Annotated in this window: 23 protein-coding genes and 3 tRNA genes; 14 read left to right on the plus strand and 12 right to left on the minus strand. The window is 53.3% G+C overall.

From position 1 onward, the window contains the following. Window positions 1-22: 22 nt before the first annotated feature. Genes SERS4_RS0117335 through yejF form a run of 4 tightly spaced genes read left to right on the plus strand, consistent with a single transcriptional unit; the run spans window position 23 to window position 5,552 of the window. Complete coding sequence (locus SERS4_RS0117335; protein ID WP_017893449.1) at window positions 23-1,831, plus strand: extracellular solute-binding protein; 1,809 nt, start codon at window positions 23-25, stop codon at window positions 1,829-1,831. A 10-nt stretch (window positions 1,832-1,841) separates the two neighbouring features. Continuing rightward, the gene (locus SERS4_RS0117340; protein ID WP_012145963.1) at window positions 1,842-2,936 is read left to right on the plus strand and encodes a microcin C ABC transporter permease YejB; all 1,095 of its coding nucleotides are present in this window, start codon (window positions 1,842-1,844) and stop codon (window positions 2,934-2,936) included. Further along, window positions 2,933-3,958 carry an ABC transporter permease gene (locus SERS4_RS0117345; RefSeq protein ID WP_017893450.1) on the plus strand — a complete coding sequence of 342 codons (1,026 nt, stop codon included), beginning with the start codon at window positions 2,933-2,935 and terminating at the stop codon, window positions 3,956-3,958. Before SERS4_RS0117340 ends, SERS4_RS0117345 begins: the two co-directional genes overlap by 4 nt. A gap of 1 nt (window position 3,959) precedes the next feature. Then, the gene (gene yejF, locus SERS4_RS0117350) at window positions 3,960-5,552 is read left to right on the plus strand and encodes a microcin C ABC transporter ATP-binding protein YejF (RefSeq protein WP_017893451.1); all 1,593 of its coding nucleotides are present in this window, start codon (window positions 3,960-3,962) and stop codon (window positions 5,550-5,552) included. Between the two features lie 9 nt (window positions 5,553-5,561). Here yejF and SERS4_RS0117355 read toward each other — a convergent pair whose 3' ends face one another. The 3 genes from SERS4_RS0117355 to rsuA all read right to left on the minus strand — a co-directional run bounded on the left by SERS4_RS0117355 (window position 5,562) and on the right by rsuA (window position 8,475). Next, entirely contained in the window at window positions 5,562-5,906 is a 345-nt protein-coding gene (locus tag SERS4_RS0117355; protein ID WP_012145966.1) for a YejG family protein, read from the minus strand. Window positions 5,907-6,513: 607 nt separating this feature from the next. Next, window positions 6,514-7,722 carry a Bcr/CflA family multidrug efflux MFS transporter gene (locus SERS4_RS0117360; protein ID WP_012145967.1) on the minus strand — a complete coding sequence of 403 codons (1,209 nt, stop codon included), beginning with the start codon at window positions 7,720-7,722 and terminating at the stop codon, window positions 6,514-6,516. A 39-nt stretch (window positions 7,723-7,761) separates the two neighbouring features. Continuing rightward, window positions 7,762-8,475, minus strand: a complete 714-nt coding sequence (rsuA, locus tag SERS4_RS0117365) for a 16S rRNA pseudouridine(516) synthase RsuA (protein WP_017893452.1) — start codon at window positions 8,473-8,475, stop codon at window positions 7,762-7,764. Between the two features lie 309 nt (window positions 8,476-8,784). Between rsuA and SERS4_RS0117370 the strand changes: the two genes are divergently transcribed. After that, on the plus strand, window positions 8,785-10,542 hold the full coding sequence (locus SERS4_RS0117370; RefSeq protein WP_017893453.1) for a DEAD/DEAH box helicase: 1,758 nt from the start codon (window positions 8,785-8,787) through the stop codon (window positions 10,540-10,542). Between the two features lie 162 nt (window positions 10,543-10,704). After that, entirely contained in the window at window positions 10,705-10,989 is a 285-nt protein-coding gene (gene rplY, locus SERS4_RS0117375; RefSeq protein ID WP_012145970.1) for a 50S ribosomal protein L25, read from the plus strand. 84 nt (window positions 10,990-11,073) lie between these two features. Here rplY and yejK read toward each other — a convergent pair whose 3' ends face one another. After that, window positions 11,074-12,084 carry a nucleoid-associated protein YejK gene (gene yejK / locus SERS4_RS0117380; protein WP_017893454.1) on the minus strand — a complete coding sequence of 337 codons (1,011 nt, stop codon included), beginning with the start codon at window positions 12,082-12,084 and terminating at the stop codon, window positions 11,074-11,076. A 293-nt stretch (window positions 12,085-12,377) separates the two neighbouring features. On the opposite strand from yejK, the gene SERS4_RS0117385 reads away from it, so the two are divergent. The 3 genes from SERS4_RS0117385 to SERS4_RS0117395 all read left to right on the plus strand — a co-directional run bounded on the left by SERS4_RS0117385 (window position 12,378) and on the right by SERS4_RS0117395 (window position 14,551). Then, the gene (locus SERS4_RS0117385) at window positions 12,378-12,605 is read left to right on the plus strand and encodes a YejL family protein (RefSeq protein WP_017893455.1); all 228 of its coding nucleotides are present in this window, start codon (window positions 12,378-12,380) and stop codon (window positions 12,603-12,605) included. 9 nt (window positions 12,606-12,614) lie between these two features. Then, entirely contained in the window at window positions 12,615-14,396 is a 1,782-nt protein-coding gene (gene yejM / locus SERS4_RS0117390) for an LPS biosynthesis-modulating metalloenzyme YejM (RefSeq protein ID WP_017893456.1), read from the plus strand. A 78-nt stretch (window positions 14,397-14,474) separates the two neighbouring features. Then, window positions 14,475-14,551, plus strand: a tRNA-Pro gene (locus SERS4_RS0117395). A gap of 299 nt (window positions 14,552-14,850) precedes the next feature. Here SERS4_RS0117395 and SERS4_RS0117400 read toward each other — a convergent pair. From SERS4_RS0117400 to blaSPR, 5 genes are all read right to left on the minus strand, one after another. Continuing rightward, a complete protein-coding gene (locus tag SERS4_RS0117400) occupies window positions 14,851-15,057 on the minus strand; it encodes a DUF2767 family protein (RefSeq protein WP_017893457.1) in 207 nt (68 codons plus the stop codon). 152 nt (window positions 15,058-15,209) lie between these two features. After that, window positions 15,210-15,285: transfer RNA gene (locus SERS4_RS0117405), tRNA-Thr, on the minus strand. Window positions 15,286-15,291: 6 nt separating this feature from the next. Next, a tRNA-Ser gene (locus tag SERS4_RS0117410) sits at window positions 15,292-15,379 on the minus strand. A 156-nt stretch (window positions 15,380-15,535) separates the two neighbouring features. Beyond that, window positions 15,536-15,865 (minus strand): osmotically-inducible lipoprotein OsmE, encoded by a 330-nt coding sequence (gene osmE / locus SERS4_RS0117415; protein ID WP_017893458.1) that lies wholly within the window; start codon window positions 15,863-15,865, stop codon window positions 15,536-15,538. Window positions 15,866-15,999: 134 nt separating this feature from the next. Then, the gene (gene blaSPR, locus SERS4_RS0117420; RefSeq protein WP_017893459.1) at window positions 16,000-16,896 is read right to left on the minus strand and encodes an SPR family subclass B3 metallo-beta-lactamase; all 897 of its coding nucleotides are present in this window, start codon (window positions 16,894-16,896) and stop codon (window positions 16,000-16,002) included. A gap of 79 nt (window positions 16,897-16,975) precedes the next feature. On the opposite strand from blaSPR, the gene SERS4_RS0117425 reads away from it, so the two are divergent. After that, window positions 16,976-17,878 carry a LysR family transcriptional regulator gene (locus SERS4_RS0117425; protein ID WP_017893460.1) on the plus strand — a complete coding sequence of 301 codons (903 nt, stop codon included), beginning with the start codon at window positions 16,976-16,978 and terminating at the stop codon, window positions 17,876-17,878. Window positions 17,879-17,884: 6 nt separating this feature from the next. On the opposite strand, the gene SERS4_RS0117430 is transcribed toward SERS4_RS0117425, so the two are convergent. Next, a complete protein-coding gene (locus SERS4_RS0117430) occupies window positions 17,885-18,352 on the minus strand; it encodes a nuclear transport factor 2 family protein (protein WP_017893461.1) in 468 nt (155 codons plus the stop codon). A 114-nt stretch (window positions 18,353-18,466) separates the two neighbouring features. On the opposite strand from SERS4_RS0117430, the gene SERS4_RS0117435 reads away from it, so the two are divergent. After that, entirely contained in the window at window positions 18,467-19,045 is a 579-nt protein-coding gene (locus SERS4_RS0117435; RefSeq protein ID WP_017893462.1) for a TetR/AcrR family transcriptional regulator, read from the plus strand. Here the strand turns inward: SERS4_RS0117435 and SERS4_RS0117440 are convergent. Then, entirely contained in the window at window positions 19,039-19,455 is a 417-nt protein-coding gene (locus SERS4_RS0117440) for a VOC family protein (protein WP_017893463.1), read from the minus strand. The two genes, SERS4_RS0117435 and SERS4_RS0117440, sit on opposite strands and share 7 nt — an antisense overlap. A gap of 279 nt (window positions 19,456-19,734) precedes the next feature. Next, a complete protein-coding gene (locus tag SERS4_RS0117445) occupies window positions 19,735-20,847 on the minus strand; it encodes a porin OmpC (protein ID WP_017893464.1) in 1,113 nt (370 codons plus the stop codon). Window positions 20,848-21,677: 830 nt separating this feature from the next. Between SERS4_RS0117445 and SERS4_RS0117450 the strand changes: the two genes are divergently transcribed. Genes SERS4_RS0117450 through rcsB form a run of 3 tightly spaced genes read left to right on the plus strand, consistent with a single transcriptional unit; the run spans window position 21,678 to window position 26,199 of the window. Next, window positions 21,678-22,832, plus strand: a complete 1,155-nt coding sequence (locus tag SERS4_RS0117450) for an MFS transporter (RefSeq protein WP_017893465.1) — start codon at window positions 21,678-21,680, stop codon at window positions 22,830-22,832. A 21-nt stretch (window positions 22,833-22,853) separates the two neighbouring features. Beyond that, window positions 22,854-25,556, plus strand: coding sequence for a phosphotransferase RcsD (gene rcsD, locus SERS4_RS0117455; protein ID WP_012145982.1), 2,703 nt, complete (start codon window positions 22,854-22,856; stop codon window positions 25,554-25,556). Further along, window positions 25,549-26,199 carry a response regulator transcription factor RcsB gene (rcsB, locus tag SERS4_RS0117460; protein WP_004947156.1) on the plus strand — a complete coding sequence of 217 codons (651 nt, stop codon included), beginning with the start codon at window positions 25,549-25,551 and terminating at the stop codon, window positions 26,197-26,199. Before rcsD ends, rcsB begins: the two co-directional genes overlap by 8 nt. The last annotated feature ends 37 nt before the right edge of the window (window positions 26,200-26,236 follow it).

The raw sequence follows: 26,236 nt of genomic DNA on the forward strand, positions 1-26,236 counted from the left end.
ACAGCAGGAGCTTACCGTCAAGATGTCCGTGCGCGTTTTTGCTGCCCTGGTGCTCTCGGCACTGAGTTTTGGCCTGCAGGCCGAAACCCTCAATGAAAGTTACGCTTTCGCCCAGCTCGGTGAGCCGAAATACGCCACCGATTTCAGCCATTATGACTACGTCAACCCGGCGGCACCAAAGGGCGGCGACGTGCGCCTGGCAGCCATTGGCACCTACGATAACTTTAACCGCTATGCTCAACGTGGCGTTCCCGGCGAGCGTACCGATGCGCTGTACGATACCCTGTTCACCACCTCAGACGATGAAATCGGCAGCTACTATCCACTGATTGCCGAATCTGCCCGCTTCCCGGCCGACATGCGCTGGGTAGAAGTGGATATTAACGCGCGCGCCCGCTTCCAGGATGGCACGCCCATTACCGCCGCCGATGTGGCCTTTACCTTTACCAAGTTTATGACCGAAGGCGTACCGCAGTTTCGCGTGGCGTATAAGGGCATATCGGTCAAGGCCATCTCACGCCTGACGGTGCGCATTGAATTTCCACAGCCGGATAAAGACAAGTTGCTCGGGTTGTTCAGCCTGCCCATTTTGCCACAGAGCTTCTGGAAAGATCACAAGCTGAACGAACCACTGAGCACCCCACCGCTGAGCAGTGGCCCCTATAAGATCGCCAGTTATCGACTGGGCCAATACATTACCTATCAACGGGTACGCGATTATTGGGCCGCCAACCTGCCGGTCAACCGCGGCCGCTTTAACTTCGACAGCATCCGCTACGACTACTATCTGGACGACAAGGTCGCACTGGAGGCCTTCAAGGCCGGTGCCTACGACTTCCGCATCGAAGGTTCGCCAAAAAGCTGGGCGACTCAGTACCAGGGCGGTAATTTCACCCGCAATTACATCATCAAACAGGATGAAACCAATCAGTCGGCACAAAACACCCGCTGGATGGCCTTCAATATGCGGCGCCCTCTGTTCGCCGATCCTCGGGTGCGCGAAGCGCTCACGCTGGCTTTCGATTTCGACTGGATGAATAAGGCGCTGTATTACAACGCCTACCAACGAACCAATAGCTATTTCCAGAACACCCCCTACGCTGCCAGCGGTTATCCGGATGCGGCCGAACTGGCGCTGCTGGGCCCACTAAAGGGCAAGGTACCGGCGGAGGTATTCACCAGTATCTACCAGCCACCGTCCTCTGATGGCAGCGGTAACGATCGGCAAAATCTGCTGAAAGCGACTCAGTTGCTGAAACAGGCCGGCTGGGAGGTCAAAAACCAAAAGTTGGTGAACAGTAAAACCGGCCAGCCATTCAGCTTCGAACTGATGTTGCTAAGCGGCAGCAACTTCCAGTACGTCTTGCCGTTTCAGCACAACCTGAAACGACTGGGCATTGATATGCAGATCCGTGAAATCGACATATCCCAATTCACCAAGCGCATGCGCGACGGCGATTTCGATATGATGCCGACGGTTTATATGGCAATGCCTTTCCCTGGTTCAAGTCTTGAGACGCTCTGGGACTCCAAATACATTAACTCCAGCTGGAATACTCCCGGCGTCACCGATCCGGCCGTCGATAGCCTGGTCAGGCAGATCGCCGCGCATCAGGGCGACGAAAAAGCCCTGCGGCCGCTGGGCCGCGCACTGGATCGGGTACTGACCTGGAACAGATATATGTTGCCGATGTGGTATTCCAACCACGATCGCTATGCCTACTGGGACAAATTCTCTACGCCGTCGATCCGTCCGGCCTACGTGATTGGTTTCGATAACTGGTGGTTTGACGTCAACAAGGCGGCGCGTTTGCCGGCTCAACAACAATAAGGGGTTTGCGATGGCGGCTTATTTGATTCGCAGACTGTTGCTGATTATCCCCACCCTGTGGGCGATCATCACCATTAACTTTTTTATTGTGCAGATCGCCCCCGGTGGCCCGGTCGACCAGGCGATTGCCACTATCGAAATGGGCCAGAGCAGCGGCTTCGGCGGTGGCGGTGCCGGTGAAGGCCTGGGGCACGCACGTATTGGTGTTGGCAGTGCGACAGATAGCCAATACCGTGGCTCACGCGGGCTGGATCCGGAGGTGATCGCCGAGATCACCAAACGCTATGGCTTCGACAAACCGCTACATGAGCGCTATTTCACCATGTTGTGGAACTACATGCGCCTCGACTTCGGTGACAGTCTGTTCCGTGGCGCATCGGTGATGCAACTGGTGGGTCATAGTCTGCCGGTATCAGTCACGCTGGGGCTGTGGAGCACGCTGATTATTTACCTGGTGTCGATCCCGCTGGGGATCCGCAAAGCGGTGCATAACGGCAGCGCCTTCGATACCTGGAGCAGCACCCTGATTATCATTGGCTATGCCATTCCGGCCTTCCTGTTCGCGATTTTGATGATTGTGCTGTTCGCCGGTGGCAGCTACCTCGACTGGTTCCCGTTGCGCGGTCTGGTTTCCAGCAATTTCGATACCCTGCCGTGGTATGGCAAAATCACCGATTACCTGTGGCATATCACGCTGCCGGTGCTGGCGACGGTGATTGGTGGCTTCGCCACCCTGACCATGCTGACCAAAAACTCATTCCTCGATGAGATCCGCAAACAATATGTGGTCACCGCACGTGCCAAAGGGCTGGACGAGAACAAGATCCTTTACCGCCACGTGTTCCGCAACGCCATGCTGCTGGTGATCGCCGGCTTCCCGGCGACCTTTGTCAGCATGTTTTTCACCGGCTCATTGCTGATCGAGGTGATGTTCTCGCTCAACGGGCTGGGCTTGCTGGGCTATGACGCCACCCTGCAGCGCGATTACCCGGTGATGTTCGGCACGCTGTATATCTTCACCCTGATTGGCCTGCTGTTGAATATCCTTAGCGATATCACCTATACCCTGGTCGATCCGCGCATTGATTTCGAGGCCCGCCAATGAATCGCTTAAGCCCGATCAATCAGGCTCGTTGGGCACGTTTTTGCAGCAACCGCCGTGGCTATTGGTCGCTGTGGATTTTTCTGGTGCTGTTTATCCTCAGCCTGGGTGCCAACCTGATCGCTAACGACAAGCCGCTACTGGTGCGCTACGAGGGCCGCCTGTATCTGCCGTTTATTATCGACTACAGCGAGACCACCTTCGGCGGTGAGCTCAATACCGCCACCGACTATCAGGATCCGTTTGTTAAAAAGCAGATCGACAGCCACGGCTGGGCAGTTTGGCCACCGATCCGCTTTAGTTATAACACCATCAACTTCGCCACCGAGGTGCCCTTCCCCTCGGCCCCTTCACAGCAGAATTTATTAGGTACCGACAGTAACGGCAGCGACGTGCTGGCCCGCGTGCTGTACGGCTTTCGTATTTCGATGCTGTTCGGGCTGGCGCTGACGCTGTTTTCCAGCGTGATTGGCGTCTGCGCCGGCGCCATGCAGGGCTACTACGGCGGGCGCGTGGATCTATGGGGCCAGCGCTTTATTGAAGTGTGGTCAGGGATGCCGACGCTGTTTTTGATTATTCTGCTGTCGAGCATCGTACAACCCAATTTTTGGTGGCTGCTCGGCATCACCATTTTATTTGGCTGGATGAGCCTGGTGGGCGTGGTACGCGCCGAGTTCCTACGCACCCGTAACTACGACTACATCCGCGCCGCACGTGCCATGGGGGTGCAGGACCGGGTCATTATGTACCGGCATATGCTGCCCAATGCCATGGTGGCAACGCTGACCTTCTTGCCGTTTATCCTGTGCGGATCCATCACCACCCTGACCTCCCTCGATTTCCTGGGCTTTGGCCTGCCGATCGGTTCTCCGTCGCTCGGCGAGCTGCTGTTGCAGGATAAAAACAACCTGCAGGCACCCTGGCTTGGCATTACCGCGTTCCTGGTGTTGGCGGTGTTGCTGTCTTTACTTATTTTTATTGGCGAAGCGGTACGCGACGCCTTTGACCCCAGCAAGGCGCATTGATATGGCTAGCACTCCTTTGCTTTCAATTCAGGATCTCGGCGTTGCTTTCCGCCAGGGTGACCAACTGAATCAGGTCGTCAGTGGGCTTTCGCTGCAGATAGAAAAGGCAGAAACGCTGGCACTGGTGGGCGAGTCCGGTTCGGGAAAAAGCGTCACTGCACTGTCGGTGTTGCGCCTGCTACCTTCACCACCGGTGGTCTATACCGGCGGTGATATCCAGTTCAACGGCAATTCGTTGCTGCATGCGCCTGAGGCTGAGCTGCGCAAGGTGCGTGGCAACCAGATTTCGATGATCTTCCAGGAGCCGATGGTGTCACTCAATCCCTTGCATACCATCGAGAAACAGCTGGCGGAAGTCCTGGCGCTGCATCGCGGTATGCGGCGCGACGCAGCACGCAGTGAGATTATTCAGTGTCTGGATCGCGTAGGTATTCGCAACGCCAAGGGCCGGTTGAAAGACTACCCACATCAGCTCTCCGGCGGCGAGCGCCAGCGGGTGATGATCGCCATGGCGGTGTTAACCCAGCCCAAGCTACTGATTGCCGATGAACCCACAACGGCGCTCGATGTCACCATTCAGGCCCAAATTCTGCTGTTGCTGAAAGAACTGAAGCAAGAAATGGGCATGGGGCTGCTGTTTATCACCCATAACCTGAATATTGTACGCCGCCTGGCGGATAACGTAGCGGTCATGCGCCAGGGGCAATGCGTTGAGCAAAGCAGCCGGAGCAACCTGTTTAGCCGGCCGCAACACCCCTATACCCAACAATTACTGGCGGCAGAGAACGTAGGCGATCCGCTGCCGCTACCTGCTGACGCCGCCCCGTTGCTGAAGGTGGAAAACCTGCAGGTCAGTTTCCCGATCAGGCGCGGTTTACTGCGCCGCACCGTGGGTCAGCATTATGCGCTGAAAGATTTGAGCTTTGAGCTGAAGGCCGGGGAAAGCGTTGGATTGGTGGGCGAGTCCGGCTCCGGTAAGAGCACCACCGGGCTGGCGTTACTGCGCTTGCTTAGCGCCAGGGGGGCGATGTGGTTTAAAGGCCAGCCGTTGCACCAGCTCAGCATGAAGCAGATGCTGCCATACCGCAGCCAGATGCAGATTGTGTTTCAGGACCCTTACTCCGCGCTTAATCCCCGGCTCAATGTGCTGCAAATCATTGCCGAGGGGCTGGAGGTTCACCAGAAACTGAGCGCTGAGCAGCGAGAACAGCGGGTGATCGAAGTACTACAGGAGGTGGGGCTGGATCCCGCCCTGCGCCACCGTTACCCTACCGAGTTTTCCGGCGGTCAGCGCCAACGCATCGCCATCGCACGTGCGCTGATTTTACAACCTCAGTTGCTGATCCTCGATGAACCGACCTCGTCACTGGATAAATCGGTACAGGCGCAAATCCTGACGCTGCTTAAATCACTGCAACAGCGCCACCGGCTGGCCTATCTGTTTATCAGCCATGATTTGCAGGTGGTGCGTTCACTGTGCCATCAGGTGATTGTGCTGCGACAGGGGGAAGTGGTTGAACAAGGTGATTGCCAGACAGTCTTTAACTCACCGGCCGCCGCTTATACCCAGCAGTTGTTACAGCTGGCGGATTAGCGACGGGATTCAGAAAGGATATTGAGCGCTCATCGGCTCGGCAATAGCGGCACCCACGTTTTTTAGCCGACACATGGTGGCGCTTTCATCGCAGCGATGCACAAACAGGCAAGGTTCCCCTTCCCACTCTACGATGGCGCAGTCGACCTGGATCTCCTGCAACGACAATTTAAGCTGTTGCATCACCTGCCAGGCGTCAGCACCCTCATGACTGAGCAGTTTCAGACCAATCAGGTTGTTATCTTCGTCTATTCCGCTGAGCGGAATCGGTTCAACCTTGACGCCGGTAAAACCTGATAGCCAACGATAACTTTGCGGCAAGCGATGCACTACCGAAAGTTGGATACTTTCCACATGAAATCCCTAGTTTGAAAAAATGAAACGCTTTTTACCTGACAGGGTAACTAAGTTATAGCCGTTGACGCTCGACTCTGCCCCTTATGAATGTTATTTAAATGTAAAAAACATCACAAGCGGTTAACTCGCTCCCTGCGCTCGCTGATGTCCTGCGGTTTGAGTGACGCCCTGCGGGGTCATTTCACGGCATTTTGCGACTCAGCTCGCATTTTTGCGTTATATGTAACCCTTTCCCGCCGCGATCTCAACTCTTTTTTCTTGCAATACGGTTACTTATTGCTCGGCATAATTTTACATTGAGGAAACATTTAGCCTCGCACCACAACGGTGAGTTACAAGCTAACTCATTGACTATAAATGGCCTTAAAACAAATTACTCACCGGTATTAGTCCAGGAAAATAACGGATAGCCGGGTTATCTGTCTGAGCAGGCAGAGCATTTTTTTAACAAAAAGAATACAGATAGTGCGCAGGGGATTTAATTAGCACACTTATGTTTAGCAACGAAGTCTTCATTGCCATTGGGTTTCAGAGCGGGCTTGGGTCGGAGGGGATATTTCACCCAGGCCCAACATCACGCTGAGCCTGGATCAGGAAGAAAAGACTAGGGGGTATCAGACGAGGATTTTTGTCGTGGCCGACTGGCATACAGATAGAACAACACCGCAACAATGCTACACAGCGCCATTGAGGAAACCATCGGCCAGGCACTTTTGCCGGGCGCCATTGCCAGTATCGCCCCCACCAACGCACCGATGCTGAAACGCAAGGTACCTGCCAGAGAGGATGCCGTACCTGCCATATGCGGGAAGTCGTCCAGGATCACGGCCATGGCATTTGAGGAAATCATGGCGATACACCCCAGATAAACGGCCACGCCCAACACCAACGCCCAGAACCCCAGGCCAATAGCGCTCACTGCCAGTAACCACAGCCCCATAGCCAACTGCACAAACAGCCCCAGACGGAACATTTTGATCGCGCCCAACCGCCGTACATTACGGCTGTTAACCAGCGTGGTCAGGAACAGGAAAACAATATTCAGCGCAAAATAGTAACCAAAGTGCTGCGGTGAAACATGATTCAGTTCGATATACACGAACGGCCCGGCGCTGAGGAACGAGAACATACCGGCGAAGGAGAAGGCGCTGGCCAGCATATAGCTCAGCACGCGCTTATGGCGGAACAAGGAAGCGAAGTTACCCAGCGTGGTACGCAGATGGAATTTTTGCCGCCGCTCTTTCGGCAGCGTCTCTTTAATAAAGAACGCCACCAGCAATGAACCGATCAGCGCCGCACCGCCCATGGTCCAGAAAATCGCATGCCAACTGAACCACAGCAGCAGCGCGCCACCAATCATCGGTGCCAGCAAGGGCGCAATGGTCATTACCAGGATGACAAACGACATCATGCGCGAGAACTCGTCCTTAGTGAACATATCGCGCATCAGGGCATTAATCACTACGCTGGCCGCCGCCGCCGACAGCCCATGCAGGAAACGCAGATTGATCAATTGGTCAATCGACTGCGCCATCGCACAGGCACCACCGGCAATGGCGAAGATCAGCGTTCCCCACAGGATCACCGGCTTGCGGCCAATGCTGTCCGACATCGGCCCGTAGAACAACTGCCCCAGGGCAAAGCCGAGCATATAGGCGCTGAGCGTCATCTGCACGCTGCCCGACTCGACGCCGAACTGTTTGGCAATCACCGGCATACTGGGCAGGTACATGTCGATAGCCAGCGGCATCAGCATGGAAAGCAGACCCAGAATAAAAATCAAACCGAGGTGAGATGACCGGTTCTGTAACACGTTCGACGACTCCTTCATCAGCCGTAGTCTTGTAATGAATTAATCTTGCAGGTGCGGAGCACCAACGCTGGCGATTTCTTCTTCTGTCAGCGGACGGTATTCGCCCTCTGCCAGATCCTCATCCATCACGATGGCACCAATACGTTCGCGATGCAGCTCGAGAACCCGGTTGCCGACCGCCGCGAACATGCGTTTCACCTGGTGATAACGCCCTTCGCTGATGGTCAGGCGTACCAGCTTGTCTTCAATTTGTTCCAGTTGCGCAGGTCGGGTCAGATCTTTTTCGTTATGCAACTGCACGCCTTCGGCAAATTGCTGCGCGGTATCTTCCGCCAGCGGATGCTCCAGCGTCACCAGATAGGTTTTCTCACAGTGATGCTTGGGTGAAGTGATGCGGTGCGACCATTGGCCGTCGTCGGTCATCAGCACCAGGCCGGTGGTATCGATATCCAGGCGACCGGCGGCGTGCAGCTTGTAGGCCACCGGCTCATCGAGGAAATACAGCACCGTCGGATGATCGGGATCGTCCGTGGAGCAAACGTAACCCTGCGGTTTATTGAGCATAAAATAGCGCGGGCCGTTTTGGCGTTGCAGTGGGTTGCCGTCAAACGTCACCTCCTGCTCCGGAGTCAGTTTCAGTGCCCCGCTCTTCACCACTTCACCGTCTACGGTGACGCGTTTTGCCCGAAGTTCACGCGCTACCAGCGCACGGCTAACACCTAACTGCTGAGATAAAAACTTGTCCAGTCGCATTGAATCTGCTTTGCCTGTCGTTGTTATGATCGCATTGATCGTATTGCTAAAATATGACACCCACCGTTGCACCAGGTGCAACAGGGCAGGTTCGAAGAGGGGGAAACAGCGATTACTGTCACGCAAGTATAGCGGTGGAAACGGCCCCCTGACAGAGGTAATTTCCACGCTTCTCGCACCATCGGCGCTCAGAAGGCATAATAATAGAAATTTTTTAGCCGTCAGGGGAGTAAAATGTCACTGTTTTTATGGGATCAGATGTTACAAAACCTGTTCCTGACGGCCCTTCTCAACCCACGGCGTTAATTTATGGCCTTTACTCTACGCCCCTACCAACTGGAAGCGGTCGAAGCCACCATCAAACATTTCCGTCAGCACCCACAACCGGCGCTGATCGTGCTGCCGACCGGGGCCGGTAAAAGCCTGGTGATCGCCGAGTTGGCAAAGCGCGCGCGTGGCCGGGTATTGGTGCTGGCTCATGTGAAAGAACTGGTGGCGCAAAACCACGCCAAATACCGCGCCTACGGGTTGGAAGCCGATATTTTTGCCGCCGGGCTGCAGCAAAAAGACAGCGCCGGCAAGGTGGTATTCGGCAGCGTACAATCCGTGGCGCGTAACCTGCCATTGTTTGACGGTGCGTTTTCGCTGTTGATTATCGACGAATGCCACCGCATCAGCGACGATGACGACAGTCAGTACCAGCAGATTATTCAGCATCTGCAAAAAACCAATCCGCAGTTGCGGCTGCTGGGCCTGACCGCCACGCCCTACCGGCTGGGCAAAGGCTGGATTTATCAGTATCACTATCACGGTTTTACCCGTGGCGATGCCAACAGTCTGTTTCGTGACTGCATCTATGAACTGCCGTTGCGCTACATGATCAAAAACGGCTTTCTGGTGCCGCCGGAAAGGCTGGACATGCCTATTGTGCAGTATGATTTCAGCCGTCTGGAGGCCAGAAGCAACGGCCTGTTCAGTGAGGTCGACCTGAACCGTGAGCTGAAGCAGCAAAATCGCATTACGCCGCACATCATCAGCCAGATCGTTGAATATGCCGAAACGCGTAAAGGGGTAATGATTTTCGCCTCCACCGTTGAGCACGCCCGTGAAATTCACGGCCTGCTGCCCCAGGGTGAAGCCGCGCTGGTCAGCGCCGAAACACCGGCCAGCGAGCGTGATGCGCTGATAGAGGCTTTCAAACAACAGCAATTGCGCTACCTGGTCAACGTGGCGGTACTGACCACCGGCTTTGATGCACCGCATGTCGATCTGATCGCTATTCTGCGCCCAACCGAGTCCGTCAGCCTGTATCAGCAAATCGTCGGGCGTGGGCTGCGGCTGGCCCCCGGCAAGGAAGATTGCCTGATCCTCGACTACGCCGGTAACCCGCACGATCTGTTTACCCCAGAGGTCGGGATCAGTAAGCCACACAGCGACAGTCAGCCGGTACAGGTGTTCTGCCCCGGCTGCGGCTTCGCCAACCTGTTTTGGGGCAAATGCACCGAGAACGGCGATATCATCGAACACTATGGTCGCCGTTGTCAGGGCTGGCTGGAGGATGATGAAGGCCATCGCGAGCAGTGCGATTACCGCTTCCGATTCAAGATTTGCCCACATTGCGGCGCTGAGAATGACATTGCCGCCCGCCGCTGCCACCAGTGTCAGGAAGTCTTGGTCGATCCTGACGATATGCTAAAGGCAGCGCTGAAGTTGAAAGACGCTTTGGTATTGCGCTGTGGCGGCATGGAGCTGCAAAGCGGCCGTGATGAAAAAGGCGAGTGGCTGAAAGCCACTTATTACGACGAAGACGGCACCAGCACCAGTGAACGTTTCCGGCTACAGACCCCGGCGCAGCGCAAAGCCTTCGAAATGCTGTTCCTGCGCCCGCATCAGCGTGCGCCAGGGGTCCCCTTTGCCTGGCAAACCGCTGCCGACGTGCTGGCCCAGCAAGCGGCCTTGCGCCATCCGGATTTTGTAGTGGCGCGCAAACGCGGACAGTTCTGGCAGATACGGGAAAAAGTGTTCGATTATCAAGGCCGCTTCCGCCGTGCCAACGAGCTGTCTTGATCCTGACGGCCGGCAAATCGGGCAGGTTTCCATTGCCCTGCGGACGGCTTTCCGTTAAACTGCCGCCCGCTTTGCCTGGGTTCGCCCGGTGCTAAAGCAGGTTATCGAACTTGCTACTGGGTCGCCTGTAGCAGGGTAAATTTTCTTTTAAGAGAAAAAACAATGTTCACTATCAATGTAGAAGTACGTAAAGACCAGGGTAAGGGTGCGAGCCGCCGCCTGCGTATTGCCAACAAATTCCCAGCTATCGTTTACGGTGGCGAAGAAGCTCCAGTTTCCATCGAACTGGACCATGATTCTGTTAAGAACATGGAATCCAAACCAGAATTCTACAGCGAAGCAGTAACTCTGGTTATCGACGGTAAAGAAACCAAAGTGAAAGTTCAGGCTGTACAGCGTCACCCGTTCAAGCCGAAACTGGCTCACATCGACTTCCGTCGCGTTTAATCGCAACGAAATCGAACCTTTCGGGACGCCGAAGTAGAAAACGCCGCAATTGCGGCGTTTTTTATTGTCTGCGATCCGGTGAAATTACTTGTTGCCGCTGTTCTGGCGACGTTGTAACTGGTCACGCAGGTTCGGTGGCGTCCCTCTGATGGTTAGCGTATCGGTAGCCGCATCCCAGAAAATTCGCTCCCCCAACAGCATGGCATCAAAGTTCATGCTGATGCCACCACCGCTGCCGGCAAACTTGGTCAACTGACGCAGCGTGCCACGATCGGCCGGGAAACTGTCTTCCAGTTGATAACCTTGTTCGCTGGAAAACTGCAGAAAATCTTTCTCGCCTACGGGCGCAATCTCTTTCGACAGTTCCTGCAGTTCAATTTCTTCACCAGCCTGCAGCTGTTCGTTGCAATAGCTGTAAACCTGCTGACGTACCGACTGGCGCTCATTCTTGTCCAGTTGGGCATCGGCGCAGTAATCGTCAACCGCCTGCAGCAAGCCCCGGTTTTGCGCCTTGGTATCCAGACCTTCGGCCGCCGCCAGGAAATCCATAAAGAAATCGGACACCTTGCGGCCCACCCGCCCTTTCAGGAAAGTCAGGTAACGGGTCGACTCCGGATTGGTTTCCCACTCGGTCAGATCGATGCGTGCCACGATATCGGCGTGGTTGATATCCAGATAATGAGTGGTATTGATATCCAGCTCTTCGTTAACGCGCGAACTGTTGCGGCTGTTCAGCACCGCAATCAGCAAATACTCCACCGCCAGGTAGCGGTACTGACCAAACAGCACCACGCCGCCTTCGGCAAAGGGATACTTGGCCAGCTCATCGCGCAGGCGACCGGTCGCCGCACGGCTGAAGGCCAGAAAGTCCTTATCTTCCTTGCGGCAGGTACGCAGCGCGTCCGCCAGCTCACTGCCTTCATTGAACAGGCCGTAAGCCTTGCTCTTGGCACTGTAGACACGATGCAGCTCTTCCATCATCTCTTCCACCGCCGCATTGGTGGGCAGCAGAGAATTGCGCAGCACCACATCCAGCGTTTGTTCGTCGCGTTTGACCAACTGGTGCAGAGCGATCTGGTCGATATCCAGACTCATGGTAAATCCTCCTGTTCTTTAGGCGCGTATTCAAACACTGAAGGCTACCGTGCTGCAACTTTAAAGCAGTGATCTCATCACCAGACATCAATAAATTTCCAGCGCCCATTCAGGTCGTAAATGGCTGGCAGAACCGATGGATTTCAGGTGACACAACGAGAGTTGCCCAGCCCCCGTAAAGGGAGCCCAGCTACGCTGCGGTTTGAAAGACAAAGGGAATAGATAAAAGAGCGGAAAATCACTGTCCTATACGGTAAGATATGGGACTTTGTCAGGCTTTGAGCGCAATTTTTATGCCACAATCATCCCGTTACAGTGACGAACACGTTGAACAGCTGCTCTCCGAGCTGGTTAATGTTCTGGAAAAACACCATACTCCCACCGATCTTTCTCTGATGGTGCTGGGCAACATGGTAACTAATCTGATCAATACCAGTGTGGCTCCCGCGCAGCGGAAAACATTGGCAAAATCGTTTGCAGAAGCTCTGCAAGCTTCTATTCGTGAAGATAAAGCGCATTAATAATTAATTATGGTGACAAACCGTCAGCGTTATCGTGAAAAAGTCTCCCAGATGATTAGCTGGGGGCACTGGTTCGCCTTATTCAATATCCTGCTTGCCCTCGGGCTGGGTAGCCGCTACCTGTTTGTCACCGACTGGCCCTCTTCCCTGTTGGGTCGGGTTTATGCGCTGGTCAGCCTGCTGGGGCATTTCAGCTTTATCGTTTTCGCCGGCTACCTGCTGGTAATTTTCCCGCTCACCTTTGTGGTGATGTCGCAGCGGCTGTTGCGATTTATTTCCGCCGCCCTGGCTACCGCCGGGTTAACGCTATTGCTGGTAGACAGTGAAGTGTTCACGCATTTCCATCTTCACCTTAACCCGGTGGTGTGGGAACTGGTGATCAACCCGGATCAAAGTGAACTGGCACGCGACTGGCAGCTGATGTTCATTTGCGTGCCGGTTATCTTCCTGGTGGAAATGCTGTTTGGTACCTGGAGCTGGCAAAAGCTGCGCAGTCTGAACCGTCAACGATTCGGCAAGCCGCTGGCCGCACTGTTCATCAGTGCCTTTTTCGCCTCGCACCTGATTTATATCTGGGCCGACGCCAACTTCTACCGTCCGATCACCATGCAGCGGGCCAACCTGCCGTTGTCGTACCCGATGACCGCACGTAAATTCCTTGAAAAACACGGCCTGCTCGATTCGCAGGAATATGAACGCCGCCTGGTGCAGCAAGGGAATCCGGAAGCCGTTGCGGTGGAATATCCGCTGAACGATCTTGGCTACAGCGACAAAGGCAGCGGCTATAACCTGCTGATGATCGTGGTGGACGGCGTTCGCGAGCAGGATATGAAACAGGATATGCCTGCCCTGACCCGTTTCGCGCAGGAAAACGTTCGCTTCAGCGATCACTACAGTTCTGGTAATCATGCGGATACCGGCCTGTTTGGCCTGTTCTACGGTATTTCACCTACCTATCTGGACAGCGTTCTCGCCGCGCGCAAACCTTCCGCTCTGGTCAGTGCTCTCAGCGCCCAGGGTTATCAGTTTGGTTTGTTCTCGTCTGACGGTTTTAACGCCAGCCTGTATCGCCAGGCCCTGTTGACCGACTTCACGCTGCCGGCAGCAAAACAGCAAAATGATGCGGCGACCACGCAACAATGGCAACGCTGGCTGGCTGACCAAAACAGTAACGGTCCGTGGTTCTCCTATATCAATTACCGTGGTACTGAACCTGGGGCCAATGAGAAAACACCAGCCCCGGCCGATTTTATTCAGCGCTACCGCGCAGGTGCGCAGGATGTGGATGCGCAAATTGCTCAGGTGCTCAGCACGCTGAAAGAACGTGGTGTTCTGGATAAAACCGTAGTGGTGATAACCGCAGAGCACGGCGTTGAATTTAATGACACCGGTAAAGGCTACTGGGGTGCGGGTACCAGTTTCAACCAGCAACAGTTGCAGGTCCCCTTGGTTATCCACTGGCCGGGCACCCCGGCACAGACCATCAGTAAACTGACCGGTCATAACGACGTGATGCGTACGCTGATGCAGCGTTTGCTACACGTGAAAACCAACCCTAATGATTATTCGCAGGGTGAAGATCTGTTTACCGCCCAACGCAGGAATAACTGGGTCGCGACCGGCGACAACAGCCTGTTAGTGATCACCACTCCTACGCAAACTTTGGTATTGGATAGCAGCGGTAACTACCGTGCATACGATAAGAACGACAAAGAGATCAAAGACGAGAAGCCACAGCTGGCCCTGCTGTTGCAGGTGTTGACCGATGTGAAACGCTTTATCGCCAACTAACTGCTTAAAATACAATCAGTCAGTTGGGGGAGCTCTTGATTTGAGATTGGGAACGGGTAGTATAATTTGTTATAGCGTCGGCATGTAGCGCAGCTTGGTAGCGCACCGTCATGGGGTGTCGGGGGTCGGAGGTTCGAATCCTCTCATGCCGACCAAAAATCCCTTTAAAAACCAACCCTTAGCGGTTGGTTTTTTTATGATTAAACTCGGCATTCACCCGTGATTGAGTTTTTCCCCTGGGGGCAAACGTCGGAACTTTGCGGAATAACACCCAATATTGAGCCCAAAGAGCCTGTACACCCAGATAGGGTTAAAATAACCAAAAGAAACAATACCCTTTTCATCCAACACTCCTTATCTTTTCGCTATCTGGTTATATCTTATTCATGGCTCACTGTCTTTCAACAAACTGTCAGTTTTCGTGAAAATGCCGGCGAGCATGGGCCTTTAGCGCTTAACGCTCCAGCCATTCAACGGCCAGTATACGAGCCTCATCCAGACTGACATCCCTGCCTTCTCTGGTGATTGCCGTTTTCAACACATCAATGATATCGGCCTTTTCCGTCGCCCGTTCTTCATTAATTAACACCAAAACCGCATCGCCTATCACTGTGCATATGCCGATATATAAAGCTTTTGAATCTTCGAAGCCGCTGCCCATAACTACCTCCGGTTGCAATTTATGCAGATTAACATCTTGCGCCTGACAATGCCCTTTAAGGGCCCGGTCGGCGCGGGCGGAAAACGAAAAACCCCAGCGATCATTAAGATTGCTGGGGTTCGTAGACGGGATTAACCGTCTGTACAACTATATGGTGCCGGCTACCGGAGTCGAACTGGTGACCTACTGATTACAAGTCAGTTGCTCTACCTACTGAGCTAAGCCGGCTAAATTTGGCGGAAGGACAGAGATTCGAACTCTGGGAGCTGTTACACTCGACGGTTTTCAAGACCGTTGCCTTAAACCACTCGGCCATCCTTCCAATGGGCGCAGATATTAGCGCTACCGTTATGAAATGTCTATCGTTTCATGCAAAAAAAAGCGGGAAAAAGTGCGTTTGGTTAAACTTCATGCCACTGGCGGTTAAAAAATGAAAAACCCCGCCGAAGCGGGGCCAGATTGCTCAATATAACAGCCGTTATTTAGGCTGGGAGTCGTAGTCTGAACAAGTCTGATAACCTTTGTTCATCACATGACCTGTATCGCTGTAGCTAACAAAATAGGTTTGTACTTTCCCGTCACGTGGCGCCACCGCGTAGGTGTCGCAGGTACCCTGAGCATGAACCAGAGTAGCTGTAGTTGACGGTGGTCCTGCAATGGCTCGAACCTGCTGCTTGGTCATCCCCACTTTCACATCGCTGACCACAGGCTCATCCACGTAACTGGCGGCTCTGTCATACGCAGTACAACCGGCAAGAAGGGTGAAAGTCGCTGCGGTGCAAATGGCTAAAACCAGCTTATTCGTCATGGTTTGTCCTCTTTGAGTACGTTTATTGTCCTCTAAGTCTAGAAGAGAGAAGGCTTTTCTACAAATTTCACTTTGTCGATAGGTGCGGTTCGCGCCAATATCCTCAGCAGGCCACGGTAGCCAACCAGCGCAATTCACATTTTATTTTGTTGCTGTTTTAACTGCGCCTCAAATGTCTGTTGTGACTGTTGCACATATTGCTGCAACCCCTGACGATCGACAAACGCATCCAGATCGCCGGTCTGCAGGCGTTGCATTTTATTATCCAGATCGAAGCGCGTTCCCTTATTGGCGATAAAAATATCCGCCTGCTGCTGAGCCAACCGAGCAAAACTGCCACGGATATCCTGCACCAGACTGGGGTAGTTTTTGTTGTCGATCAGATAGTAGTCCGGCGTTGCCAGGCTATCAGCATAGACCAGTCGGTAACTTTGCCCTCCCTGATGTAGCGTGGTCAGCCACGAGGTGGCCCCCGGCAAATGGCCTGGCGTCATCAATGCCGTTAATTTCAGGTCGCCCAAGGTAATGCTGTCCCCCTCCCCGACGATAATATCGACCTTCACCGGCGGGAAGCTCAGCGCATCTCCCAGAGCAAAATCCTGTTTTCCGCCAAGCGCCAACTGTTGGGCATTGGCAGCGCTGGCGACAACTTTAGCCCCGCTCCAGGCTTGCAGACGCGCAATGCCACCCGCCTGATCGAGACGCGCGTGGCTATTGAGGATATAGCGCAGATCCTTGATGTTAAAACCCAAAGCCTCTATGTGCGCTCTTATCGCCGGAGCGCTGGCGTCCAGCGCGGCGTCGATAAGAATCAGTCCTTCCGGCGTGCTCAGCAGCACGGACGATAGGTTGCGGGTACCCACGTAATAAACATGCGGGAACATCTGAAATGGCGCGACCGGCTGCGCCCACTGTTCAAAAAGCGAATAGGGCGGCGCACTGGACAACGGCTGTGCCGGATTAAGCTGCGCCTGAGCGCCGAAACACAGAGCAACCGTCATAGCCGTCAGATAACCAAGGTTTTTTTTCATGTTCCAATTCTATGGAGGTAAACGGGGCTGAAGTATACTCAGCCCAATATTGAAACGTATTCAATTAAGAAGGCCATTAATGAACATCCTGCAAATGGACATGAACCTGCTGAAAGTGCTCTATCTGTTGACCAGCACCGGCTCCAGCCAGAAAACGGCGGACAAGTTGGGCATCAGCACTTCGGCCGTCAGCCATGCATTGGCCCGCCTGCGTGAAGTGCTCAATGAGCCTTTATTTCGTCGGGAGGGGCATCGCCAGGTGCCGACGCTGTTTGCCCTGTCGCTTAAAGAGAAACTAACGCCATTGTTCTCTTCGCTGGACGGTGAACTGTTCGGCCATTTGCAGGATGCACCACGACATTTCAACCTGGTTGCACCGCCGGCACTGCATCCGATATTGCTGCCGCTGCTGGCACAGAAAAGCACACTCGCCAATGTGGATATCCGTTGTCAGAACTTTGAGCGGCGCTCATGGCGGAACGATCTGCTGGAAGGCAGCATCGATATGGTGATCGCAGTGGGCGATCATCAACAGCGTACCAGCGCACTGCGTTATGCACTGATTGGCAGCACTCGCCTGGTCGCAGTATTTGGGGCCCCCTTGCAGCAGAGGTTGCAGCACAAGAGCAGTCTGGCCTTCAGCGAACTGGCAAACTATGCGCACTATTACTGTCACCCTTGGCCACAGGCGGAAAATGAGCTGGATCGTCAGTTGGAACGCCAGGGTTTACAACGCAGGATCCAGCTCAGCTGTGCCGATTATGCCCAGTTGCCACCAGTGCTGCGGGCGGCCCCGCTGATGGCGGTAGTTCCGCAGCCCTGGTTCAGTGCACAACCCGATAAACGAGGGTTATTCACCCTGCCTATCCTGGACAACCTGGCAATTGGCCATCTGTTTTCACACTATCGGCAGGGAGAAGTTGAGTGGAAAAAGCGTCTTATTTCCGCGCTTCATGCGGAACTGCGGCCTTATTATCAGTAACGACAATCAGAAGCCAAATTCACTCAGTGCCGCAATTTCATCCGGACGACGGCCAAGCGGCCAATGGAACTGACGATCCTGCTCGCGGATCGGCATATCGTTGATGCAGGCGTGTCTGTTGATCATCAGACCGTCCGGGTTAAATTCCCAATTCTCGTTGCCAAAACTACGGTACCAGTTGCCCGAATCATCACGCCATTCATAGGCAAAGCGCACCGCGATACGCGCCCCATCAAACGCCCATAACTCCTTAATCAGCCGATACTCCAGCTCTTTCGCCCATTTACGCTGCAAGAATGCGCAAACGGCCTCGCGACCATCAACAAACTCCGCCCGGTTACGCCAGTGGGTATCGACGGAATAGACCTGCGAGACGCGTTCAGGATCGCGGCTGTTCCAGGCATCTTCCGCCAGACGGACTTTCTCAATCGCCGACTCTCGGGTAAACGGCGGTAACGGGGGGTTAATGCTCATAGCTCACCTCTGCTGGGTTGTCATTAGGTAGACAGAACTGTCTACACAATTAAGCTAGCGCATGTAGACAGAGTTGTCTACAATCATTCCAACGATATTTCAGGAGATGCTTTAATGTCTGTTGCCCCCAGTACTTTGCCACCACGTCAGCGCATCCTGCTGACAGCGCATGATTTGTTTTACCGCGATGGCATACGCGCGACCGGCATTGATCGCATCATCAGCGAGTCAGGCGTAGCCAAGGTCACGTTTTATCGTCATTTCCCCAGTAAAAATGAGCTGATTGAGGCGTTTCTTGCCTACCGTCATGATCAGTGGCTGAGCTGGTTCAGTCGGTCTTTGGAGCAGCATGCCACCCGACGAGGAGATGTGATGCTCGCTTTGGTGCCCTGCCTTGAGGAATGGTTCAGCAGCCCGCATTACCGCGGTTGTGCTTTTATCAATACGGCGGTGGAACTGGCGGATATGTTACCGGAGAGCCTGAAAATCGCACGCCTGCATAAGAAGCAGATGGCCGAAGTCATTGCCAGCCACCTGCCCACAAGCCCTGAGCGGGAACAGCGAGCGGAGATGCTGTCGATGCTGATCGACGGAGCCATCGTCAAGGTACAAATTGAGCAGCAACCCCAGAACGCGCTGCTGCTGCTAAGTGAAATGCTGAAGACACTGGCTGCCGCCTGGAAGCATCAGTAATTGGCCCAAATCCCCGGAGTTACCAGTTCGAGCAGATGATTATCGGGATCGCGGAAATAAATACTCTCGCCACCGTGCTCCCAGCTCATGCGCCCTTCTATCTCTATGCCATGTGCCGCCAGATGCTGTTCCCAATGCGGCAGCTGTTCTTTCGTGACGGCCAGCCCGATATGCAGCGGTCCGCTGCCATCATGCGGGGGGATATAGCCTTCCGGGTAATGTGCTCCTTTGACCGAGTCGCCTTCAATAAACAGCAGCAAGACGCTTTGCTGGCTCACGTCATAGGCGCGAAAACGCTCATTGGCCACCATCACCGGCAGTTTTAATACCTGCTGGTAAAAAGCCGCGGCCCGCTCGATATCCTTGACGTACAGTACCGTTTCAATCACCCGATCTATCTTGAGCTCCATATTCACCTCCGGATTTCTCTATACCCTATAGCTTTCAAGTTGCAGCTAGGCGGCCAGCTTGCTCATCCCCAGGCGCTTACAAAAGTTAAGTAACTGGGGTGAGCAAGTGCAGGTAACAACGCTGCGACTTGAAAGATGACGGGTATATACGGTGAAAGTTTAGTTAAACCCCGACACATCAGGATGGCAATCCGTGCCGCGAAAATGCCAATTTGTGCCAAACCGCAGGCAAAAAAAACGCGGCCCGAAGGCCGCGTGATCAGATTCACACTCTGTTGCTTAGAACTGGTAAACCAGGCCCACGGCAACCACGTCGTCGGTGTTGATACCGGCAGACTTGGTGAAGTCATTTTCATCCATCAGGTTGATTTTGTAATCAACGTAGGTAGACATGTTTTTGTTGAAGTAGTAGGTCGCGCCCACATCAACATACTTCATCAGATCCTGATCGCCGTAACCGCGTTCGATGTCTTTGCCTTTAGACTGCAGGTAAGCCACGGAAGGACGCAGACCGAAATCGAACTGGTACTGGGCAACGATTTCCATGTTTTGCGCTTTGTTGGCGTAACCGTAAGTGCTGCTGTTGCTGCTGCCGAAACGGGTTGCGTTGTAAGACTGAGTATACATCGCTGCCAGGTAGACGTTGTTGGCGTCATATTTCAGACCGCCGCTGTAAGCCTCTGCCTTGTCACCACGGCCCAGAATGCCGGCGTTGTTATTGCCGTTCTGATCGTTGGTACGGTCGGAAGAGAAGTACGCCGCTGCAGCGCTGATACCGTAGCCCAGATCGTAAGACGCGGACATGCCGTAACCGTCACCGTTCTGCGCCAACACGTCACGACCGTTGTTGGATTCGGTAGCGCTGTCGTTTTTGCCCTGGTATTGCAGAGCAAAGTTCAGGCCGTCAACCAGACCAAAGAAGTCTGAGTTACGGTAAGTCAGCACGCCGTTGGTACGCTGGAACATGAAGTTGTCCGCACCGTAAGTATCGCCACCGAACTCTGGCAGCACGTCGGTCCATGCGCCGATGTCGTACAGCACGCCGTAGTTACGGCCGTAATCCAATGAACCGTAATCGCCGAATTTCAAACCTGCAAAACCAACACGGGTGAAGTTTTTGTTGTCCTGGCTTTCCGCATGGTTGAGGTTTGCCTGATATTCCCACTCACCGTAGCCGGTCAGTTGGTCACTGATTTGTGTTTCGCCACGCAGGCCAAAACGCATATAAGACTGGTCGCCATCGGAACCTTTATCATCGGAAAAATAGTGAAGACCATCGATTTTACCGAACAAATCCAGTTTATTACCGTCTTTGTTGTAGATTTCCGCCGCGCCTGCTGTGCCTGCAACCAGCAGTGCGGGTACTATCAGGGAGAGTACTCGAAGTTTCATCGTTATTATCCTCATTAATTATGTCGAGCTATGGCCACTGCCCTTTTGAGCATTATTAGCACGACTGTGCATTACCATTCTGGTAACAAGGGTTATATTAATCCAGAAAGAAAATGATACCAAGTATCCGATAGTGTTTCACCATGATTAATAAAGGTTTCAAAATGTAAATTTTCGCGAACTTCCACAAAACATTACAGACAGACAAAATAAGGCACGCAATGACAAAAAATACATTTATAGATACAAAATCATGCAGTTATACAAATCTTTAAGAAAAAAAAGACAGCCATACAAAAGTCACGCTCAATAAGCACATTGTGCCAAAATATTCTCATAACGCTGACGTTATAATAATCCCGCTATCATCATTATTTTCATTATTACCTTCATTATCTGTAAGATAATTTTTGTACACTTCGACCGGCCTATGGCCGGTTTTTTATTGTCTGAAACCTTCCCCACAATTCATCATAATGCGCACTTTTTGCCAAAAAATAATCACGCCACGATATTATCCCTGCAATTGATTTTCGCACTAATTGCTAATTTATTAATCGATATCAGTCTACGGGTTAATCGCATTAATTAGAAAAGCATTTTATTGCTTAAGTAACTACTCTCTGGGCCGACATTCTGTTCGGTGTGGCAATATTGGTCGCCCCTTCTATTTTGATAGTCTGGAAAATATCCAGAGTCCCTTGCTCAGGTCATTGCCTTGTGACCAGAAGCGCGGGCGAGCGCAAATCCTTTCGACCCGGATCGCGGATTGTGATAAAAACACTCCATAACTTTCAGCCCGCATTTCCACAATAGATCCTGATTCCCACATGACATCCACCTTGTGTAATGAACAGCAGAAACCCGGCGTCCCGGCACAGATCGCAACGCGTTTGGCCTTTTTTGTCGCCGGCTTCGGCATGGCTGCCTGGGCTCCCCTGGTCCCTTTCGCCAAAGCGCGTATCGGCATTGATGACGGCTCCCTGGGTCTGCTGCTGCTGTGTATTGGCGCAGGTTCGATGTTGGCGATGCCGCTTACCGGCTTCCTGACCGGCAGGTTGGGCTGTCGCCCGGTGATCCTGCTGGCCGGGCTGGCACTGTGTATTGATTTACCCCTGCTGGTCCTGATGGACACCACCACCGGTATGGCACTGGCCCTGCTGTTGTTTGGTGCGGCAATCGGCATGACCGATGTGGCGATGAACATACAGGCGGTAGTGGTCGAGCGCGCCAGCGGCAAGGCAATGATGTCCGGTTTTCACGGTTTCTTCAGCGTTGGCGGCATTGCCGGTGCCGGCGGTGTTAGTGTGATGCTGTGGCTGGGGCTGTCTCCTTTGCTGGCAACATGGGTCGCCGTATTGACCATTGCCGCATTGCTGATGCTGGCCAGTCGCAATTTGCTGCGTGAAAGCGGCGGTGACGAAGGTGGCCCGATGTTTGTGCTGCCACGCGGTTGGGTGATGTTCATTGGCATCCTGTGCTTCATTATGTTCCTGGCAGAAGGCTCGATGCTCGACTGGAGCGCCCTGTTTCTCACCACCCTGCGAGGCGTTGATCACAGCCAGGCCGGATTGGGCTATGCGCTGTTCTCCATCACCATGACCCTTGGCCGACTAAACGGCGATCGGGTGGTGAATACGCTGGGCAGATATAAGGTGTTGTTACTGGGCAGCCTGTGTGCGGCCATTGGCCTGAGTCTGGCCATTATCTTCAACAACGCCATGGTTTCACTGATTGGTTTTATGCTGGTGGGCCTCGGCGCTTCCAACGTGGTACCGATCCTGTTCAGTGCTGCCGGCAACCAGCAGGATATGCCGGCCAATCTGGCCATCGCCTCAGTGACCACCGTCGGCTACGCCGGCATCCTCGCCGGACCGGCGCTGATTGGCTTTATCGCTCAGTTCTCCAGCCTGACGGCGGCATTTGCCTGCGTTGCAGTTTTACTCCTGGTGGTCACCGCCAGCGCCCGGGCGATAACCCGTTGATTCAGGAATGCGCAGTCAACTATGCAAAATAAACAACTGACCATCAGCTCAAGCAATATTACTCGCTGCTTCCTGCTGTTTTCCGTGCTGCTGACGATTGCTATCGGCCTGTACGGCTACAACTATACCAACGCCTGGCTGGCGGAAAAAAAATACGCCCTGAACAGCATCGCCAACGGCCTGCAAAAGCGCATCGACAACTACCGTTATGTCACCTATCAGATTTACGACAAGTTCGGTAATGCACCTTCATTGAATGTCGATCCCAGCCTGCAGGAAACCCGACTGCGCCCGGACGTTTACTACCTGGAGAAGCCGCATAAAAAAACCGACGCGGTTATTTTTGGCAGTCATGAAGAAGGCACCCTGGCGATGATCGCCAATATTTCAGACTATCTGGATACCCGCTGGGGAGCCAAGACTGAAAATTACGCCATGTATTACCTCAACGGTCAGGATAACAGCCTGAGCCTAATCACCACCCAGCCGTTAAAAGAGCTGGCCTCGAGGTTCAAGGAAAGCTATCTGACGACCTCGGCAGAGGATCGCCGGGCTGAAATGCTGCAACAGGCCAATATGCTCGATGAGCGTGAAAGTTTCTCTGCCTTGCGCAAACAGCGCTTCCAGAACACCTATTCGTTTTCTATCCGCACCACTTTTAACCAACCGGGGCATTTGGCTACGGTGATCGCCTTCGATCTGCCGATTAACGACATCATCCCCATTAATATGGCGCGATCCAACTTTATGCTGCAGCCTGACGATAGCAGCATGGACGACGGTACCTTGCCATTGGATGCCACAACCAGCACCGGTATTTCGATGAGCGGCAGTTGGGTGGAGTTCAGCGCCCCGCTGCCTAACGCGCCACTGAAAGTGGTTTACCGCGTTTCGGCTATCAGCCTGGCAATTGACCTGCTGCGAAACAATATCTGGCTGATCGCCATCAATCTGTTGCTATTGGCGCTGTCATTGGTGGGCATTTACTTTATCCGTCGCCAATATATCCGCCCGAGCGAAAACATGGCGGTTGAGCTGGAAGCCGAACGAGCACTGAATCAGGAAATCATCGCCAGCCTGCCTTCAGGCCTGCTGGTGTACAATTTCGCCAGTAATACGGTAATCGCCAGTAACAAGATCGCCCAGCACCTGCTGCCGCACCTTAGCCTGCAGAAAATCGCCCACATGGCCGAACAGCATCACGGTGTGATTCAGGCGACGGTAAACAATGAAGTGTATGAGATCCGCATCTTCCGCAGCCAGCTGTCGCCGGAAACCTACCTGTTCCTGCTTAACGATCAGGACAAGGAAGTGATGGTCAATAAACGTTTGCAGCAGGCACAGCGCGAGTACGACAAGAACGTGCAGGCACGCAAACTGATGTTGCATAATCTGGGCATTGAGCTGAATCAACCGGTCCGGCAAATGCACGATTTGGTCGATCGTCTGCGCACACAAGCGGATGAGGAACAACAGCAAGCGCTGCAAAAGCAACTGGCGGTGCAGTCGTCAACGGTGTTGGGGCTGATTGAAAATATTACCCTGCTCACCCGGTTGGAAACCCAGGACTGGCAGCCTTCGCGTCATCCCTTCAGCCCATCGACCCTGATAGATGAATTGCTGCAGGAAGCCTTGCCGTCCATCAATCAAAAAGGCCTGTCGTTGTTCAACCATTTCCATCTTGACGTTGAACAGCAATATATCGGCGATGCCAATGCACTGCGCAAGGTGATCTCACTGCTGGTGCATTACGCCATTATCACTACTGCCTGTGGCAAGATTTCGCTGGTTGTCGATCATGAACCGGATCACCCCGATCGCCTGGTATTCCATATCAATGACACCGGTTCGGGCATTTCCAACGAAGAAATCAGCAACCTGAATTACCCGTTCCTCAGCCAAACGCTGGTGGACCGCTTTGATCATGGCTCCGGCCTCACCTTCTTCCTGTGTAATCAACTGTGCAAAAAGCTTAACGGCCAGTTGGATATCCGCAGCAAGATAGACATCGGTACCCGCTACACCATCCGCGTGCCTATGGAGATGGAGAAAAAAGAGGCGGAAGCGCAAGAAAAACTGCTCGACGGTGTGACCGCATTGCTGGACATTACTTCTGAGGAAATACGGAGCATTGTCACCCGCCTGCTGCATGCCTATGGCGCGAGCTGCATCGTTGCTGACGAACGTCAGATTAATCGCGACTACGACGTATTGTTGACCGATAACCCGCAAAGAGCTGATGATTATACCCTGCTGCTGACCAGCGATGAGGCCGGATGGCAACAGCTTGAAAAACGGTATATTCGGGTAAACTATAACCTGAGTGGTGCCATGATCGACGCCGTATTGATGCTGATTGAGCAGCAAATGGCCGCGTTGGAACAGCAGGAAAGTGCATTATCACTGACCGCAGATGACATCCAACTCTATGAAAAACAATTGAAATCAAGTGATTACTATGGCCTATTTATTGATACAGTACCCGACGATGTCAAAAAACTGTATACTGAGGCGGGCAGCAGTGATTTCAATGCTCTGTCACAGACAGCACACCGCCTGAAAGGCGTGTTTGCCATGTTAAATCTGCTTCCCGGCAAGCAACTGTGTGAATCGTTAGAACAGCACATCGCAGACGGTGATGCGCTCAAGATCGAGAATAACATCAGTCAGATTGATTTTTTCGTCAGTAGACTGCTGCAGCAAGGTAGCCAACAACATGAATAACCTGAACGTAATTATTGCTGATGACCATCCTATCGTACTGTTTGGCATCCGGAAGTCACTTGAGCAAATTGAATGGGTGAATGTCGTTGGGGAGTTTGAAGACTCAACAGCACTGATCAACAATCTGTCCAAACTGGATGCAAACGTCCTGATCACCGACCTTTCGATGCCGGGTGATAAGTATGGCGACGGCATTACGCTGATCAAATACATCAAACGCCATTATCCGCAGTTGTCGATCATCGTTCTGACCATGAACAACAACCCGGCCATTCTCAGCGCCGTGTTGGATCTGGATATCGAAGGCATAGTACTGAAACAGGGTGCGCCAACCGACCTGCCGAAAGCGCTGGCCGCATTGCAAAAAGGCAAGAAGTTCACGCCGGAAAGCGTTTCCAAACTGTTGGAGAGGATCAGCGCCAGTGGTTACGGTGACAAGCGTCTGTCACCAAAAGAGAGCGAAGTACTGCGCCTGTTCGCCGAGGGTTTCCTGGTGACCGAGATCGCCAAGAAGCTCAATCGCAGCATCAAAACCATCAGTAGCCAGAAGAAATCGGCGATGATGAAGTTGGGTGTTGAGAACGATATTGCGCTGCTCAACTACCTCTCTTCTGTCAGCATGGCACCGCTGGACAAAGAATAAAATCCCCGGTAGTTAACAGAGGGCGCGGCATTATGCC

It is taken from the genome of Serratia sp. S4, from assembly GCF_000347995.1.
Taxonomy (GTDB): domain Bacteria; phylum Pseudomonadota; class Gammaproteobacteria; order Enterobacterales; family Enterobacteriaceae; genus Serratia; species Serratia quinivorans.